Below are 15,835 nucleotides of genomic sequence, written 5' to 3'. Positions count from 1 at the left end.
ATGCAGGCACTGCTCTATACGCTTGCGCCTGTGCTGGCGGTCGTGCTCGGCGCGATTGTCGCGAGCCGCACCAAGTTGAAACCTGGCCTCGTGGCGGGCCTACAGCATCTCGCTGCCGGCGTCGTGTTCGCGGCGGCAGCGACCGAAATCCTGCCGCAGGTCAAGCATGAGGCATCGCCCAGCGCGACGTTGATCGGCGGGGCGGCGGGCGTCGCGACCATGCTGGGGCTCAAGGCTCTTGAGGCCCGCTTCAAGGGGCCGATGGCGCTACTCGCCGCGATCGGCATCGACATTCTGGTCGACGGCCTGGTGCTCGGCCTCGCTTTCGTGGCGGGCGAGAAGGCAGGTCTCCTGCTGACGATCGCGCTCACTCTGGAAGTGTTATTTCTGGGACTGACGCTGACCGACGAGCTGGCGGAAACCTATCGCTCGCGCTTGCGCATCATCGTGATCGTCTCGGCATTGGCCCTGCTGCTGCCGATCGGCGCGCTCGCTGCCGTGCCGGTCGCCGCGCTGTCGCCGGTGATGATCGCCGGCTTCCTCAGCTTCGGGCTGATGGCGCTGCTCTACCTCGTCACGGAGGAGTTGCTGGTCGAGGCGCACGAGAAACCCGACACCCCGCTCATCAGCTCGATGTTTTTCGTCGGCTTCCTGGCCCTGCTGACACTTGAGGAGATGATGGGATGATCCCGGGCAACGACAACAATGGCGGGCAGGAGCGCCGCACACTGTGGATCGTCCTGCTGCTGAACGCGGCGATCGCTGCGGGCTTCTTCGTTTCCGGCTTCTTCGCGGACTCGAGCGCGCTGATCGCCAACGGCGTCGACAACCTGTCCGATACGGCTGTGTATGCGCTGAGCCTTGTGGCGCTCACCCGGGGCCAGACATGGAAGACACGCGCCGCGGTCGCTTCGGGCGTCATGCTGCTGATCTTCGCGGGCGGCATCTTGATCGATGTCGGACGGCGCTACGTGCAGGGCAGCGAGCCCATCGGACCTACCATGATGGTCATGTCCGCGATCGCCGGCGTCGTGAATTACCTCTGCCTGCGGCTGCTCCAGCGCCTCAAGGATCCGGACGTCAATCTCCGGGCCGCAACCACCTTCAGCTTCAACGACTTCATTTCCAACGGCGGCATCCTGATCGCCGGCGTGCTGGTGCTGTGGTTGGGTACCAATTGGCCGGACCTGCTGGTCGGCTTCGCCACCGCCATCATCGCCATCAAGGGCGGTGTCGAAATCCTGCGCGACGCGCGCGCCGAAACCAAGAAAAGCGAAAGGAGGTCGTCATGAACGACAAGCTCGAACTCGACATTCCAGTGTTGTTGCCGGACCTTCCTGACGCGGCCGATGCCTGCCTGGACCGTCTCGTATCAACCCTGTCAAAGCGCGAAGGTGTCGAGCGGGCGCATGTGATCTGTCTCGACGGCAACACGCCAGCGGCGCTGTGCATCCATTTCGATGCCGCCAAGCTGCCGCTGCCACGGTTGCGCGAAATGGTGCGCGCCGCAGGTGCCGAAATCACCGAGCGCTACGGCCATGCGATCTGGCAGGTGACGGGGATCAACCACGAACGTCGGGCGCGCACGGTCAGCGATGCGCTGTGCGCCTTGCCCGGCGTGGTCCAGGCAAGCGCCAGCACCAGCGGGTCTGTCCGGGTCGAATATGATCGCCGCGAAACCACCGAAGAGGAGGTGCGCGCTGCGCTTCGCAAGCTGAAGGTGAGGGTGGGCAAGCGGGTCGCTGCCGATGAACATGCCGGCCACGACCACGGCCCCGGGGGCCACGGCGCGGGCGAAGAGAAGCACGGCCCCGGCGATGGCCACGACCATAGCCACGCCGAATTTCTCGGCCCCAATACCGAGCTGATCTTCGCGCTCGCCTGTGGCGCGCTGCTGGGGATCGGCTACGCGATCGAGAGGCTGGTCGCTGGCGCGCCCGAATGGCTGCCGACCGCCTGCTATATCGCAGCCTATTTCTTCGGCGGATTCTTCACGCTGCGCGAGGCGATCGACAACCTCCGGATGAAGAAGTTCGAGATCGACACGCTGATGTTGGTCGCTGCGGCCGGCGCCGCTGCGCTGGGCGCATGGGCCGAAGGTGCGCTGCTGCTGTTCCTGTTCAGCCTCGGCCATGCGCTTGAGCATTATGCAATGGGCCGCGCCAAGAAGGCGATCGAGGCGCTGGCGAAGCTCGCGCCCGAAACCGCGACCGTGCGACGCGGCGGGCAGACCAGCGAAATCCCGGTCGAGCAGATGGTCGTCGGGGACATTGCCATCGTCCGCCCGAACGAGCGCCTGCCTGCCGACGGCTTCGTCATCAAGGGCACCAGCGCGATCAACCAGGCCCCGGTCACGGGTGAAAGCATCCCGGTCGACAAGGTGCCGGTCGCAGATGCCGCAGCGGCACGCGCCAAGCCCGATGCAGTCGACGCGGAAAGCCGGGTTTTTGCTGGTACGATCAACGGCGGCGGCGCGATCGAGATCGAGGTGACACGCCGTTCCAATGAAAGCGCGCTTGCCAAGGTCGTGAAGATGGTGAGCGAAGCGGAGACGCAGAAGTCGCCGACGCAGCGCTTCACCGACCGGTTCGAACGGATCTTCGTGCCCGCCGTCCTGGTCCTGTCAGTGCTCCTGCTGTTCGCATGGGTGGTCGTCGACGAGCCGTTCCGCGACAGCTTCTATCGCGCGATGGCGGTGCTGGTGGCGGCAAGCCCGTGCGCGCTCGCGATCGCAACGCCGAGCGCGGTCCTGTCGGGCGTTGCCCGTGCAGCGCGGGGCGGCGTGCTCGTGAAGGGCGGTGCACCGCTCGAAAACCTCGGGTCGCTCAAAGCGATCGCTTTCGACAAGACGGGCACGCTGACCGAAGGTCGTCCGCGCATCACTGATGTCGTGCCCGTCGATGGCGCCGATGAAGGCGAGTTGCTGGCGCTGGCTGTCGCCGTCGAAGCGTTGAGCGACCATCCCCTGGCCCAAGCGATCGTCAAGGACGGCCGCGAACGTCTGAACGATCGTGCCGTGCCGACTGCCGGCGACCTCAAGAGCCTGACCGGTCGGGGCGTCACCGCGAGCGTGGATGGCGAGACGGTGTGGATCGGCAAGGCCGAGATGTTCGGAAGTGAGGGCATTCCGGCGCTGGGGCAGGGCGCGCAGGACGCAATCGCGAAGCTGCGCGAGAACGGCCGCACGACAATGGTGGTCCGCAAGGGGGACCGCGACCTGGGCGCGATCGGCCTGATGGACACGCCTCGCGAAGCTGCCAAGACCGCGTTGCGTCGGCTGCACGAGATGGGCGTGTCGCGGATGATAATGATCTCCGGCGATCACCAGAAAGTCGCCGAAGCGATCGCCGACGAAGTCGGGATCGACGAAGCGTGGGGCGACCTCATGCCCGAAGACAAGGTTGCCGCGATCAAGAAGCTCGCCGGCGAAGACAAGGTCGCGATGGTGGGCGACGGCGTGAACGATGCGCCGGCGATGGCAAGCGCCACGGTCGGCATCGCGATGGGCGCGGCGGGGTCGGACGTTGCGCTGGAGACAGCCGACGTGGCGCTGATGGCCGACGATCTGGCGCACCTGCCATTCGCAGTCGGTCTTAGCCGCCATACCCGTGGAATCATCCGGCAGAACGTCTTCGTCAGCCTGGGTGTGGTCGCCTTCCTGGTGCCTGCTACCATCCTCGGCCTCGGCATTGGGCCAGCGGTGGCGGTTCATGAGGGATCGACGCTGCTCGTCGTCATCAATGCGCTCAGGCTGCTCGCCTACCGCGATCCGGCAGGGAAGGCGGCATGAAGTGGCTGATCGCCTTCGACCTCGACGGCACGCTTGCCGAGAGCAAGCGGCCGTTATCGGAGGATATGGCCGCAATCCTCGCCCGATTGCTCGCCATCACGGATGTGGCGGTGATCTCGGGCGGGGACTGGCCGCAGTTCGAAAAGCAGATCGCCTCGCGCCTTCCTGCCGGCGTCGCGCTCGACCGTCTCTGGTTGATGCCGACCACAGGCACGAAACTCTATCGGTTCATCAATGGCGCTTGGCGCGCGGTCTATGCCGAACTGTTCGACGACGCGGAGAAGGCGAAGATCCGCACGGCCTTCGATCAGGCGCTGACCGATGCCGGTCTCGCCGACGAACGTATCTGGGGCGAACGGATCGAGGACCGGGGCAGCCAGATCACCTTTTCGGGCCTGGGGCAGGCAGCGCCGCTGAAGGAAAAGGAAGCGTGGGATCCTGACCGAAAGAAGAGGACCGCGTTGCAGGCCACGTTGCGCGCGAAGCTGCCGGAGCTCTCGATCAATCTCGGTGGCACGACACCGATCGACGTGACCAGAGCAGGGATCGACAAGGGCTATGGCCTGAAGCGCCTGAGTGCCGAGAGCGGTGTCCCGCTCGACGGGATGCTGTTCATTGGGGATGCGATATTCCCCGGTGGGAATGACTATCCCGCTGCTGAAATCGGCCTCGACACAGTGAGGGTGCGCGACGTCGCGGAAACCACCGCCGTCGTGACCGCCATCATCGCGTGTCTGCACCGATAGGATCAAGATACATGGTCGGCTCCATCGCGGAATGCCGCATTGTCAAAGCTCTGGCTTCTGTCGCTTAGGGCAGCGCTTCCTAAAACGAAAAGAAGGCAATGTGCGCGTCTCCGCGAACAAAGCCTCCAGCGATCAATCTAAGAGATTCCGCCGCGCTTCTCAATCGTAGGGGGCGTTTGCGGGAGGGGGCGGAATCCTACGCTAAGGATTTGGGCCAGCGATATTCCCCGGTTAGATTGATGTGTTCCCATCCCAACGGCGAGACGTGGGCGAGTAGATCAGGCGCGATATGGGTACCGCTGGCGGCCCGGGTATTGACGACCTCGCCGAGCTTCATGGTGTTCCAGAATATGATGATGGCGGCGAGCAGGTTCATTCCGGCGATGCGATAGTGCTGGCCTTCGCCGGATCGATCCCGGATTTCACCTCGGCGGTGGAAGCTGATGGCGCGCTTTAGGGCGTGGTGGGCCTCACCCTTGTTGAGGCCGATCTGAGCCTGGCGCTGGAGGCCGGCATCAAGAATCCAGTCGATCATGAACAGGGTTCGCTCGATGCGGCCCACCTCTCGCAATGCGAGGGCCAGCTCATTCTGGCGCGGGTAAGAGGCGAGCTTGCGAAGAATCTGGCTGGGGGCGACGATCCCCGCTGCGATCGTCGCCATGATGCGCAGGATGTCGGGCCAGTTGCGCTCGATGAGCGGTTCATTGATCTTACCTCCGACCAGCGCTCGCACATTGGCCGGCGTCGCGTTGGGCGTGAAGGCATAGAGTCTTTTCTGAGGGAGATCGCGGATACGGGGGGCGAACCTGTAGCCGAGCAAGGCGCAGGCGGCGAACACATGATCGGTGAAGCCGCCCGTGTCGGCAAAATGCTGGCGAACGCGGCGGCCCGCGTCATTCATGAGCAGCCCGTCCAGGATATAGGGAGCCTCGCTGACCGTTGCCGGGATCACCTGGGTTGCGAACGGCGCATATTGATCGGACACATGGCTGTATCCCTTGAGGCCCGGGACGTTGCCATATTTCGCGTTGATCAGATTCATCGCCTCGCCCTGCTCGGTAGCAAGGAAGAACTGCCCGTCGCTGGATGCCGATTGCCCTTGTCCCCAGAAGGCGGCCATGGGCAGGGCGGCGTGGGCCTCCACGATCATGGCGAGCGCCCGATCATAGGCGCTGCCTTCGACATGCCAGCGCGCGATCCGCAGCAATTCCCAGAAGCTGTGCGTGTTGGTCGCCGCCGCCATCTTGCGCAAACCGAGATTGACGCCTTCCGCCAGCAACACGTTCATCAGGCCGATCCGGTCGCTGCAGGGCGCGCCGGTGCGCAGATGCGTGAACGCCTCGGAAAATCCGGTTCGCTCATCGACTTCCAGCAACAGATCGGTGATCCTCGCGGGCGGGAGCTGTTGATAGAGATCGAGCACGAGATCCTCGGCCCCTTCGGGCGTGTCGGCCCTCAGCTTGTCGATGTGCAGCTTGCCGTTCTCGATGATGCCGCCTGGGATCGTGCCGGTTCGCGCCGCGCGGCCAAACTCCTTCAGCCGTGTATCCAGTCGAGCCCTGCGCTCGGCCAGCCATTCGCCGGGTCGCAGCGGCACGGCGAGCCGCGCGGTCTGCTCTATCGCCTGTGGCGGGACCAGAAGCTGCTTGAGGTCGCCATAGCGGCGCGATCCCGCCAACCATATGTCACCGGACCGGAAGGCGTCGCGGATGTGGAACAGCACCGCGATTTCCCAAAGCCGGTGGTCGCCGCTGGGCTCAGCGCGAAGATGACGATGCCATTTCGAGTTGGGACGTAGAAAATCCACCGGCGGATCGACCTTGATCCCGTTACGCAGCATCGCAACGGCCGCCAGAAGAGGCGTGGCGATCGGCGCCGCCTGCATGTCGAGCAGGCGCAGCATCCTGGGCGCGTAGAGGCGGAAACGGTGATAGCCGTCCAGCACACGGCTGAGCGGGTCGGCCGCGAGCACGTTGGTCAGCGCGGAGGCCGTGGCGACAAGGGTTCTGAACCGTTCCCAGCCAGGCCCGGTGGCGATTATCCCGTCCAGGGCCGTGCCATCGTCCTGCGCTCCAAGCAAAGCACCACCGATTTCGGCAAAGGACTTCAGCGTGTCCCGAACGGCCGCCTTTTCGTCGGCGATCCTGGTGTTGCAAAGGCGTTCGGAGGCCCGATAGAGACGGCCTACGATGCGATCGTGGGTCTCCACGATGACATCGGCCAGCGATGACCGCCATTCCAGGGTGCAGACAGCGAGGATCGCAAGCCGCCTGTCTTCGGGCAGATCACGCATGCCGTCGGCGTAATAGCGCTCGCCCTGCCGGCGAAGCCGGGTCACACGATGCGCCGGCACGCCGTCCAGCAAATCCGCCGGAAGATCGAACCTTTGAAGATATTCCAGTCGATCCATCAGCCGGTTAGCGGCTGCTGAATTTGCGCCAACCTCGAACTGTCGCAGCCATACGAAGCGCGTGACGCGACCATCCACCGTATCCTCCAACAGGTGAGCCAAATTCTCGCTCAGGGTTGGCGTGATGCGATGGGCGATAAGATCCTCGATCCGGCGCTCGGCCTCAACCAGCGCATCGGCGCAAAGGCGCTCGATCGTCGAGGAGCCGGGAAGGATCGTGCGGGTGCGGCGACACTCCGCAACGAAGCGACGGGCAAGATCCTCATTCGATGTCGCCGCCTCGGCTTCCCGAGCGATCCATTCGCGCAAATCCCGTGCGCCCCGCCCCGAAAAGGAGCGATAGCCGTAGATTCGGCGAAGGTCCGCCAGATGCTCGTGCCGGGTCTCCTCGCGCGCGGCATAGAGGAGTAGATCGTCGCTGGTCAGGCCGAGCTGGGCCGCGATGAAATCCGATACCTGCGCCGGGATCAACTCGCCAGGAGCGAGCACCCGGCCCGGGTAGCGCAGGACGCACAGTTGCAGCGCGAAGCCAAAACGATTGTGGGCGCGCCGGCGCTGGCGGATATGCCCGAGATCCTCATCGCTGAGGGTATAGTGCCGCAGCAGCTCACCTTGATCGACCGGCAAGTGAAGCAGCGCCTCGCGCTGTCGATCGGTCAGGGTCACGCGACGCGGCATACATGCTCCTTATTCTTTCCGAGCTACGGTTTGAGATAGCTTGATTGAGATGCTGGTTAAGATACACAATAGCCCAATCTTATGTGCTCATGTTCGTCACCGCCTCAAACCTTCGTTTGTGATCCATGCTGATCGGCTACGCCCGCGTGTCCAAAGCCGACGGCTCGCAGTCGCTCGACCTGCAGCACGATGCCCTTCGCGCTGCCGGTGTCGAGCCAGGCAATATCTATGATGATCGTGCATCCGGTAGCCGTGATGATCGCCCCGGTCTTGCCGCCTGCCTGAAATCGTTGCGCGACGGCGATGTCCTCATCGTTTGGAAGCTCGACCGGCTCGGCCGAACGCTCACCCACCTGGTCAGCACGGTGCAGAATCTGTCGGATCGCGGTATCGGTCTGCGGGTGCTCACCGGCAAGGGCGCGCAGATCGACACCACGACGCCATCGGGCCGGATGGTGTTCGGCATTTTTGCCACACTGGCGGAGTTTGAGCGGGATATGATCCGCGAGCGCACCATGGCTGGCCTGGCCGCTGCCCGCGCGCGGGGACGCAAGGGTGGCCGCAAGTTCGCCCTCTCCAAGGCCCAGGTGCGGCTCGCTCAGGCTGCTATGGCCCAACGCGACACGTCCGTTTCCGACCTCTGCAAGGAACTCGGGATCGAGCGCGTCACTCTCTACCGCTATGTCGGTCCCAACGGGGAACTCCGGGATTACGGTCAGCGCGTGCTTGCTGCCAAAACGCGATGATGATGACGGGAGCCCCGATCAAACTTACCCAAGCGGACGCCGCAGACGTTGCAGACCTGTACAACCGTTGCAGCGACTATTTCCTGTTGCAGGACGGGGCCGCGCCCACGCTGGACGATGCTCGCGAGCTTTTCTCCGATGTGCCGCCCGAAAAGAGCGCCCACAATCAAGCTGTCCTGGGATGGAAGGGGCCTGGCGGCCTATATGCAATCGCGGCCATCCTCCGCGATTATCCGCGTGATGGCACATGGTATCTCGGCTTCATGATCGTAGATGCCGCACAGCGTGGTCGTGGCGTCGGACGCTCAATTTACTCGACGGTCGAAAGCTGGGCCGCTGCGAGAGGTGCCACAGAGATTCGGTTGGCCGTGCTGGAAGCGAATGAAGCGGCAGAGCGATTTTGGCGTTCTCTCGGCTTCATTGAGTATCGGCGCGTTGGGCCAGACACCTTCAAAATGCGTAGCCATCGCCGGATAGAACTGAGCCCTTCGACACCGGATGGAGTGTCGAGGATTCTAGCAATCAAGTCCATGGCGGGCACGGCACGCAGATGTCCGGGACGGCGCTCTACGGCGACCTCATGGAGGTGCTCGATGGCAATGGCCCGGTGGAGGTTCGCCACCGCCTGGAATCGGTCAAGATCCTGCCCGACCACGGTGCTAACGATCCTGATCTCTACGGCGCCATCACCGCCCAATCGATCGCGCGGGCCGAGATCGTCGCTCCCAACCGCCCGCGTGCCATCTGCCTCGCCATTACGAGCTTTGGCGATCATTGGCGCGGACGCCCCTCCTCCTGGTCGGCCAAGCTCGACGCCATCACCTTCGGGCGCGACGAGGTCCAGCGTTTCATGGCTGTCGCCGCAGGCAATATTGGAGGCCAGATCGTCGCAGCGGACTATCCCACCCGCAACGACACCATGCCGATCGAAAACCCGGCCCAAGCCTGGAATGTGCTGACCGTCGGCGCCTTCACCGAGCGCACCGTCATCACAGATCCCGCCTTTGCCGGATGGAGTGCGCTCGGCCTTGCCGGCGACATCATGCCGCGCAGCCGTACCTCGGTGAGCTGGCACCGCGAATGGCCTTTGAAGCCGGACGTTGTCTTCGAAGGCGGCAATATCGGTCATGACCCTGCCACCGGGAACGGCGATCATGTCGATGATCTTGCCCTGCTCACCACCTATCGCATTACCGCCGAGCGCCCGTTCACGACGACCGGGGACACGAGCGCGGCGACGGCGCTCGCGGCCCGGATGGGCGCGCAGATCCTGGCGGAGAAGCCAGCACTGTGGCCGGAGACCGTGCGCGGCCTCATCGTCCATTCAGCTGAATGGACTCCGGCGATGCGTGCGAACCAAGGCGCGATCGGCAAACCCGCCCTGCTACGCCGTTATGGGTTCGGCGTCCCTTCACTAGCAAGAGCGCTGGGCAGCCTCGACCACGACGTGACGATCGTCGCCGAGGAGATGCTCGTCCCATTCAAGATGAAGAGCGGCAAGGCGGTCACTGACGAACTCGCCGTCCATGCTCTGCCTTGGCCGCGCGAGACGCTGCTGGCGCTCGGCGAAGCGCAGGTCCAACTGCGGATCACACTCAGCTATTTCATCGAACCCAATCCTGGTGAGCGGGGCCTGTCGCGCCGCCATGTCTATGCCAGCCACGGCCTTCGCTTCGACCTCAAACATGCCGACGAACAGCTCGACGTGTTCTTGCGTCGACGCACCTCGGAAGCCGGAGCACGGCCGCCGGCGCGCACCGCGCCGGACACCGGCTGGACCGTCGGTCCCCAGCTGCGCAGCCGCGGCTCGCTTCATGCCGATATCTGGGAAGGCATGGCGACCGAACTCGCCGCCCGCGATGCGATCATCGTCTATCCGACCGGGGGCTGGTGGCGCGAGAACGTCGCCCAGGGACATGTCGGTGAAGCGGTGCGATACAGCCTGATCGCCAGCATTAGGGCCGCTCCAGGAGCGGAGCTATATGCTGAGGTCAAGGCGCAAATCGTCCCCGAAGTTATTATCGAAGCGTAGCGCAGCTATCCGCGTTCGCGTCACCTACGGGCAGCTTTCAGGGTCGATTGGGGAAACTTGAAATGGCCGCATTGATGGCGCCTTCCGGACGGTCCGGTTCGGAGTGTCATACTGGCAAGTTTTGTCAGGAGCCGACGTTCGCGGTGGCTGATCTGACCGACCGGGTTTGGTCGTAAGCAGCCGCCAAATCGCCTCACGGATCAACGCCCGTATCGCTGATGGGCCTGACGGCATGTACTGCGCTGGCATTCGCACCGCCGCGAACGCGATCGTCGGCCGCGCGAGCAGGGACATGCCTCTCCTGATTGATCCGTTCGCGATCGGCGAATGGCTTGACGAACAGGCGCCGCTCCACGCCCTGGCGCCGGCCTGTTGCGAGGAAGGGTATTTCCTGAAACCGAGCGACGAGCGTTGGTCGACCGGAGCCAGTCTGGACGAATAGGGGTCGGTTTTCTATTCGGCGCCACAAAGCCGCAGGTTGACCAAATGTTCCTATTGCGTTCTCGTTATGACAACGGTTTTTAGCCGTTTCCATCAATCCGCCTGAGCCAGCGTGAGTCGAGGAGTCGATCCAGATTTCTTTATTTCTGTCTTTCCAGATTTCAGGAATTCCGTCTTTCCGGATTGCCAGAAAGGCGGAAATCTGTATTTCTGCCCAAACCGAAGCAGCCGAGAGGGAACATGGCCGCAGTGGGAGGGCGTATCTTGGCCAGCAGTCGAACCGATCCGGCCGACGAGGATCATGGGGGCGACGGCGAGAACAAGTCGCTCAATTTCAAGGTGAGTCCCGACTTCAAGAAAGAGTTCAAGGGCTTCGCGGTCTCCCAAGGGATCACGATGACCGATCTGCTGAAGGAGGGCTTCGCGCTCTCGAAGAAGAAGCGGCAGAAATGATCGTGGTGCCGTTCGCCCTTCCATCCGCCCTCGGTCCGAGGAGGCGGATGTGACGCCCCACACACCCGGCGCTGCATTCGAAGGCGCTGAATGGCTTTTCGCGATCGGGCGCGGGGGCGATCTGCCCGCCGTCGATGGCCTGGTCGCTGTCGATGGCTATGTTCCGGCGGGGCGGCCCCCCGAGGAAGTCGCCTTCATCGAGAAGGCCGCGAGCTACGGCGCGCGCGCGGTATTTTTCGAAGCTGGCCGGCATGGTCGCGCATCGGTCGCGCAGGCCTTCGTTTTCGATGCTGCCGTGCATGCCGACGATCGGGCTTTCGCTGAGCTGCACAAGCGGCTGTGGAGCTGGAGCGGCGTCCCGATCGTCTACCGCGCCGGTCCGGGGCAGATTCAGCTCTTCCGCTGCGCGCATGCGCCCGATTTCGTCGGTCCCGACGACACGCCAATCTGCCGGCCGATCCGCACGCTGGCGATCGGCGCGGAGATCGCGGTGCAGGAAGTATGGTGGGATGCCGCTCGCATCCGCAATGGCGCCATCTGGGACGACCCCGATGCCTGCCGCCTGATGCTTTCGGCTCAGAAATCGGCCCATCGTAAACTGGTCGAAGAAGTCCGCGAGCTCGCTAGGCAGATGGGCGAGCGTAGGTTGCTCGATGGCGGGCTGCAGCGGCGATTACTGATCCTCTCACTGCTCATCGCCTATCTCGAGGAACGGTCGGTCCTTCTGCCGGACGACTTCGCTCGCGCCTTGCCTGGCGCCACCCACTTTTTCGAGGTTCTGGGCAATGGTCCGGCGTTGATAACATTGCTCGAAGCGCTCGAAGAGCGGTTCAACGGACATGTGTTCCGCCTGAAGGATGCAGAGCGCGCAGCGCTGGCCGACAGCACCGAACTCGCCAGCTACGCGCGGTTGGTCGAGGGCTTCGAGGATTCGACGGGGCAGTTCAGCCTCTGGCGCCTCTACTCCTTCCGCGACCTGCCGGTGGAGCTTATCAGCAACATCTACCAGCTCTTCGTGAAAGACGCGGCCAGCTCGATCTACACGCCGCCGGCGTTGGTTCGGCTAATGCTGGAAGAGACGCTGAGCTGGGACCGTATCGACCGGCTCATGGCCGGGGACGGGGTCATCCTCGATCCGGCCTGCGGATCGGGCGTCTTCCTGGTCGAGGCATACAAGCGGCTGGTGCTGCACTGGCGCTGGCGCAACGGCTGGGCGCGTCCGGATGTCGACGATCTGCGTCCGCTGCTCCAGCGCGTGCATGGTGTCGATCTCGAAGAGGGGGCGGTCGAACTGGCCGCGTTCAGCCTGTGCCTGAGCCTGTGCGACGCTCTCCAGCCCGAAGAGATCCGCTCCAGCGTCAAGCTGTTTCCGCGGCTCGCCGACAACACGCTCCACTGGAGCTGCTTCTTCGAGGCCAAAGAGCGCGGCCTGGTCCAGGCGCCGGTCGCGGTCGTCGTAGGCAATCCGCCGTTCGAATCCGCTCTCACGACGGACGGCGCGAGGCGAAGCTATGCCGCCTATACCAAGGCGCATGGGGCGCTCGCCGACAACCAGCTCGCCTATCTCTTTCTCAGCGAGGCGATGGAGCTGCTTTCGCCGGGCGGCGTGCTCGCGATGGTCGAGCCCGCGGGCTTTCTCTACAACCAGCACGCTCTCACGTTCCGTCAGTCCTTCTTCAGCCGCTGGTCGGTCCGTGAGGTTCTGGACTTCGTCTCGGTTCGGGGCCTCTTCAAGAAGGGCGAGGCCGACCCGAAGGTCGTCGTGGTCATTGCCGAGGCGGTGCAGCCGACCGCCGACAGCCGCCTCCTTCATGCCGTGTTTCGCCGCAACGGCCGGGCGACGGCCGAGCAGGGCTTCGACATCGACTATTATGACCTGCACTGGTTCGGCAACGCGATCGCGGAGAAGTCTCGCGACATCTGGCGGGCGAACCTGCTCGGCGGAAGCCGCGTCCACGACCTGATCCAGCGCTTGCGCGATTATCCGACTCTGCGGGATTTCGCGCAGAAGCATCAGTGGGATTTCGGCGAAGGCTATATCGCCGGCCGGAAGGGCATCTCGCGCCCAGCGGAGCACCTCGTCGGCAAGCCGCTGCTTCCGACCAGCAACCTGTCGCGTGATGGGCTCGATACGCGCTTTCTCGACGTCGTGCCCGACAAGCCGATCAAGGACACCAAGACCGCGCGGCGTTTCACGCCGCCTTTGCTGCTCATCAAGGAGCACGAGGATCTGCACCATGGCGTGTGGAACGGCCACTACCTCGCCTACAAGCACGAGATCGTCGGCTTGGCGGCCCCGGCGGAGCAACTCGGTGCGCTGAGCGCGATCAACGATTGGCTCTTCCGAGAAGCGACGGTTCTGCGTGCCTACGTGGCGGGGATCAGCGCTCGGCTCTTCACGCAGCGCGCCACCGCCATTCTGAGCGCCGACGTTCTGGCCGTGCCCTATCCCGAGGATCATGACCTCGACCTCAGCGAGAACGAGCGGATCGTTGCGGCGGATGTGGTCGAACACCAGCGCGAATTCATCCGCCTCGGCACCGGCGCCGCCGTCATGCGGCCCGCGCCGGGCGAAGCCCTTGCCGAATTCGACGACGTTTTCGCCCGGCAGATCAATGCGGTTTATCCGCGTACCGCCCTGAAGGCGCTGCCGGGTCAGCGCTGGCCTGGGGCGATCTGCAAGGCCTATGTCTTCGGTGATGGCGAGGTGGATTGGACCGGCGCGGATGGACTGCGCCAGAAGCTCGATGCGCTGCTCCAAGAGCGCCGGGGCACCAGCCTGACGATCACGCGGATTACCCGGTTGTACGACGACGGCTTCGTGTTCTTGTTGAAGCCCGATCGCCATCGTTTTTGGACGCCCGCCATCGCGCTTCGGGACGCCGACGACGTGCTCGCCGACCTCAGAGCGCAGGGCTTCTGAGGTGCTGGCGGACGAAGGCGAACGCGGTAGACCGGCGGGAGCGCTGAGTGTCGGTATCCATCAGCCCGGAGAATGGCTGTCGGCGCTGGTCGGTTTCATCGGCGGTGCGCTGGCGGGCTGGCGCGATGATCCGGCGCGCGAAGCGGCGACCGGCGAGACCAAGCTGACGGCGCAGCTCTGCTCGCGGCTGAATAGTCTCTCTCGCCACGCGCCAGGCTGGGATTTCATCCAGTTCAAGCGCGAGGAGCCTGATGAAGCTGATGGCCGCCGCGCGATCGACCTTGCCGTCGCCCCGAGCGGAGCCATCATCTGGATCGAAGGGCGCGAATACACCGAGTATCGCACCTTGCTCCCGATCGAATGCAAGCGCCTGCCCACGCCCGCAGCGGCGGATCGCGACGAACGCGAGTACCTGATCAGCCGGTTCAGTTCGACGGGTGGGATTCAGCGCTTTAAGGCTGGGCACCACGGTGGCAGCCATAGCCGTGCCGCGATGATCGGCTATGTCCAGGTCAACGACATCCCGCATTGGAAACAGCAGCTCGATAGCTGGGTTGATGCGATCGTAGGCGACACAGTGGAAAACTGGTCGGTCACGGATAAGTTGGCGCTGCTAGGCCACGATGCAGCGCAGCGCCTGGCGTTCCTGCGATCCCATCATCAACGACTCGCCGGCCTGTCTCCGATCCAGATCGATCATCTCTGGATCGAGATGTAGAACGCGATTCCCGACCGGGCCGGCGAAGTCGTGACGTGGCGTCGGCCAGGGAACCGAAAGTCCTCGAAGATCGGGTTCGGCAAACGCCTTCGCGAATGATCGCCCATTCCCTTGCTGGGACGTAGCACTGGCATGAGCGGATCAGGGCCAAGATCAAAGACCGCTTCTCCATCTTGGCGAGTAAATCCGGACAGTCCCAAACGTCCGACTTTTCTGACATTGGGCGACCCGGAAGCAAGCGGGAAAACATGTCCGCATTTGGGAAGTCGGAAACCGGCTTTGAATGACAATGATTGGTCGACTGCTGACGGCACTCCATGGTGCTAGATCGAGAAAACGCTTATTGCGATAATACAGTTATCGCATAAGCGGAGTAGCACCCTTTCTATAAAGTGGGCTAAGAGCAGGCTGCGACAAGCGGGGGCGAAGACGGGTGGACAAGACGGTATTCTGGTCGGTCAGCGACAGCGGGACCGGCGCGGGTGGCGTTGGCGCGTTGAATTTATGCCAGAGCGTCCAGAGCAGCGCGAGTGCGGGGGCCAGCAGGATCAACGACAGGATCTTTCCAACCTTGGCTCGCCTGCGCATGCTCCAGCCCAGCGCCGCGAAGATCAGGAAATTGACAGCCGCGTCCTCGAGAAAATCGACGCTGTCGGCGAACAGCGATACCGACCCGATCGCGGTCGCCACCGCAAACTCGATCCCGAAATAGGCGAGATTGAACAGCGCAACCAAGCGCACGGCGCGGCGAAGTTGAACATCGAGCATCGACATATCGCGTTCTTATGCACCGGTAACTCGATGTGCCATGAGCTATTTAGAAGAGCCTTGCGATTGGCGGGGCATGGGGGTGCGCAAGGCTTGTTTCCTGACTCAGCTAGTATTGAAGAGGTCGCGA

Annotated in this window: 11 protein-coding genes and 2 pseudogenes; 11 read left to right on the top strand and 2 right to left on the bottom strand. The window is 63.6% G+C overall.

The genetic code is table 11. The features are described 5' to 3' along the window. Genes SCA01S_RS19585 through SCA01S_RS19570 form a run of 4 tightly spaced genes read left to right on the top strand, consistent with a single transcriptional unit; the run spans window position 1 to window position 4,536 of the window. Window positions 1-687, top strand: coding sequence for a ZIP family metal transporter (locus SCA01S_RS19585; protein ID WP_004212882.1), 687 nt, complete (start codon window positions 1-3; stop codon window positions 685-687). Then, window positions 684-1,292, top strand: coding sequence for a cation efflux transmembrane domain-containing protein (locus SCA01S_RS19580; protein WP_004212885.1), 609 nt, complete (start codon window positions 684-686; stop codon window positions 1,290-1,292). The genes SCA01S_RS19585 and SCA01S_RS19580 overlap by 4 nt, the downstream gene beginning before the upstream one ends. Next, complete coding sequence (locus SCA01S_RS19575) at window positions 1,289-3,790, top strand: heavy metal translocating P-type ATPase (RefSeq protein ID WP_004212886.1); 2,502 nt, start codon at window positions 1,289-1,291, stop codon at window positions 3,788-3,790. Before SCA01S_RS19580 ends, SCA01S_RS19575 begins: the two co-directional genes overlap by 4 nt. Beyond that, the gene (locus tag SCA01S_RS19570) at window positions 3,787-4,536 is read left to right on the top strand and encodes an HAD-IIB family hydrolase (RefSeq protein WP_062788371.1); all 750 of its coding nucleotides are present in this window, start codon (window positions 3,787-3,789) and stop codon (window positions 4,534-4,536) included. Before SCA01S_RS19575 ends, SCA01S_RS19570 begins: the two co-directional genes overlap by 4 nt. A 196-nt stretch (window positions 4,537-4,732) precedes the next feature. On the opposite strand, the gene SCA01S_RS19565 is transcribed toward SCA01S_RS19570, so the two are convergent. Beyond that, window positions 4,733-7,624 carry a Tn3 family transposase gene (locus SCA01S_RS19565; RefSeq protein ID WP_016746447.1) on the bottom strand — a complete coding sequence of 964 codons (2,892 nt, stop codon included), beginning with the start codon at window positions 7,622-7,624 and terminating at the stop codon, window positions 4,733-4,735. Window positions 7,625-7,749: 125 nt separating this feature from the next. On the opposite strand from SCA01S_RS19565, the gene SCA01S_RS19560 reads away from it, so the two are divergent. From SCA01S_RS19560 to SCA01S_RS19535, 7 genes and pseudogenes are all read left to right on the top strand, one after another. Next, window positions 7,750-8,370 (top strand): recombinase family protein, encoded by a 621-nt coding sequence (locus tag SCA01S_RS19560; protein ID WP_008832583.1) that lies wholly within the window; start codon window positions 7,750-7,752, stop codon window positions 8,368-8,370. Beyond that, window positions 8,367-8,780, top strand: a pseudogene (locus SCA01S_RS22970) (GNAT family N-acetyltransferase); the annotation flags it as partial. The gene SCA01S_RS19560 and the pseudogene SCA01S_RS22970, both read left to right, overlap by 4 nt. A gap of 134 nt (window positions 8,781-8,914) precedes the next feature. After that, window positions 8,915-10,402 (top strand): annotated as a pseudogene (locus tag SCA01S_RS19555) (S8 family peptidase); the annotation flags it as partial. Window positions 10,403-10,694: 292 nt separating this feature from the next. Continuing rightward, window positions 10,695-10,844, top strand: a complete 150-nt coding sequence (locus tag SCA01S_RS19550; RefSeq protein WP_162854508.1) for a hypothetical protein — start codon at window positions 10,695-10,697, stop codon at window positions 10,842-10,844. A 239-nt stretch (window positions 10,845-11,083) separates the two neighbouring features. Then, window positions 11,084-11,296: a hypothetical protein gene (locus SCA01S_RS19545; protein WP_206432991.1), complete on the top strand. Its 213-nt coding sequence runs from the start codon at window positions 11,084-11,086 to the stop codon at window positions 11,294-11,296. Window positions 11,297-11,345: 49 nt separating this feature from the next. Then, on the top strand, window positions 11,346-14,219 hold the full coding sequence (locus SCA01S_RS19540) for an HsdM family class I SAM-dependent methyltransferase (protein WP_218016420.1): 2,874 nt from the start codon (window positions 11,346-11,348) through the stop codon (window positions 14,217-14,219). Between the two features lies 1 nt (window position 14,220). Next, complete coding sequence (locus SCA01S_RS19535; protein WP_062788366.1) at window positions 14,221-14,937, top strand: hypothetical protein; 717 nt, start codon at window positions 14,221-14,223, stop codon at window positions 14,935-14,937. 357 nt (window positions 14,938-15,294) lie between these two features. On the opposite strand, the gene SCA01S_RS22885 is transcribed toward SCA01S_RS19535, so the two are convergent. Continuing rightward, on the bottom strand, window positions 15,295-15,711 hold the full coding sequence (locus tag SCA01S_RS22885; protein ID WP_245652803.1) for a hypothetical protein: 417 nt from the start codon (window positions 15,709-15,711) through the stop codon (window positions 15,295-15,297). Window positions 15,712-15,835 lie beyond the last annotated feature (124 nt).

Source organism: Novosphingobium capsulatum NBRC 12533 (assembly GCF_001598375.1).
Lineage (GTDB): Bacteria > Pseudomonadota > Alphaproteobacteria > Sphingomonadales > Sphingomonadaceae > Novosphingobium > Novosphingobium capsulatum.
Note: the sequence above shows the minus strand (reverse complement) of the source record. Positions and strands in the feature narration are given on the sequence as shown.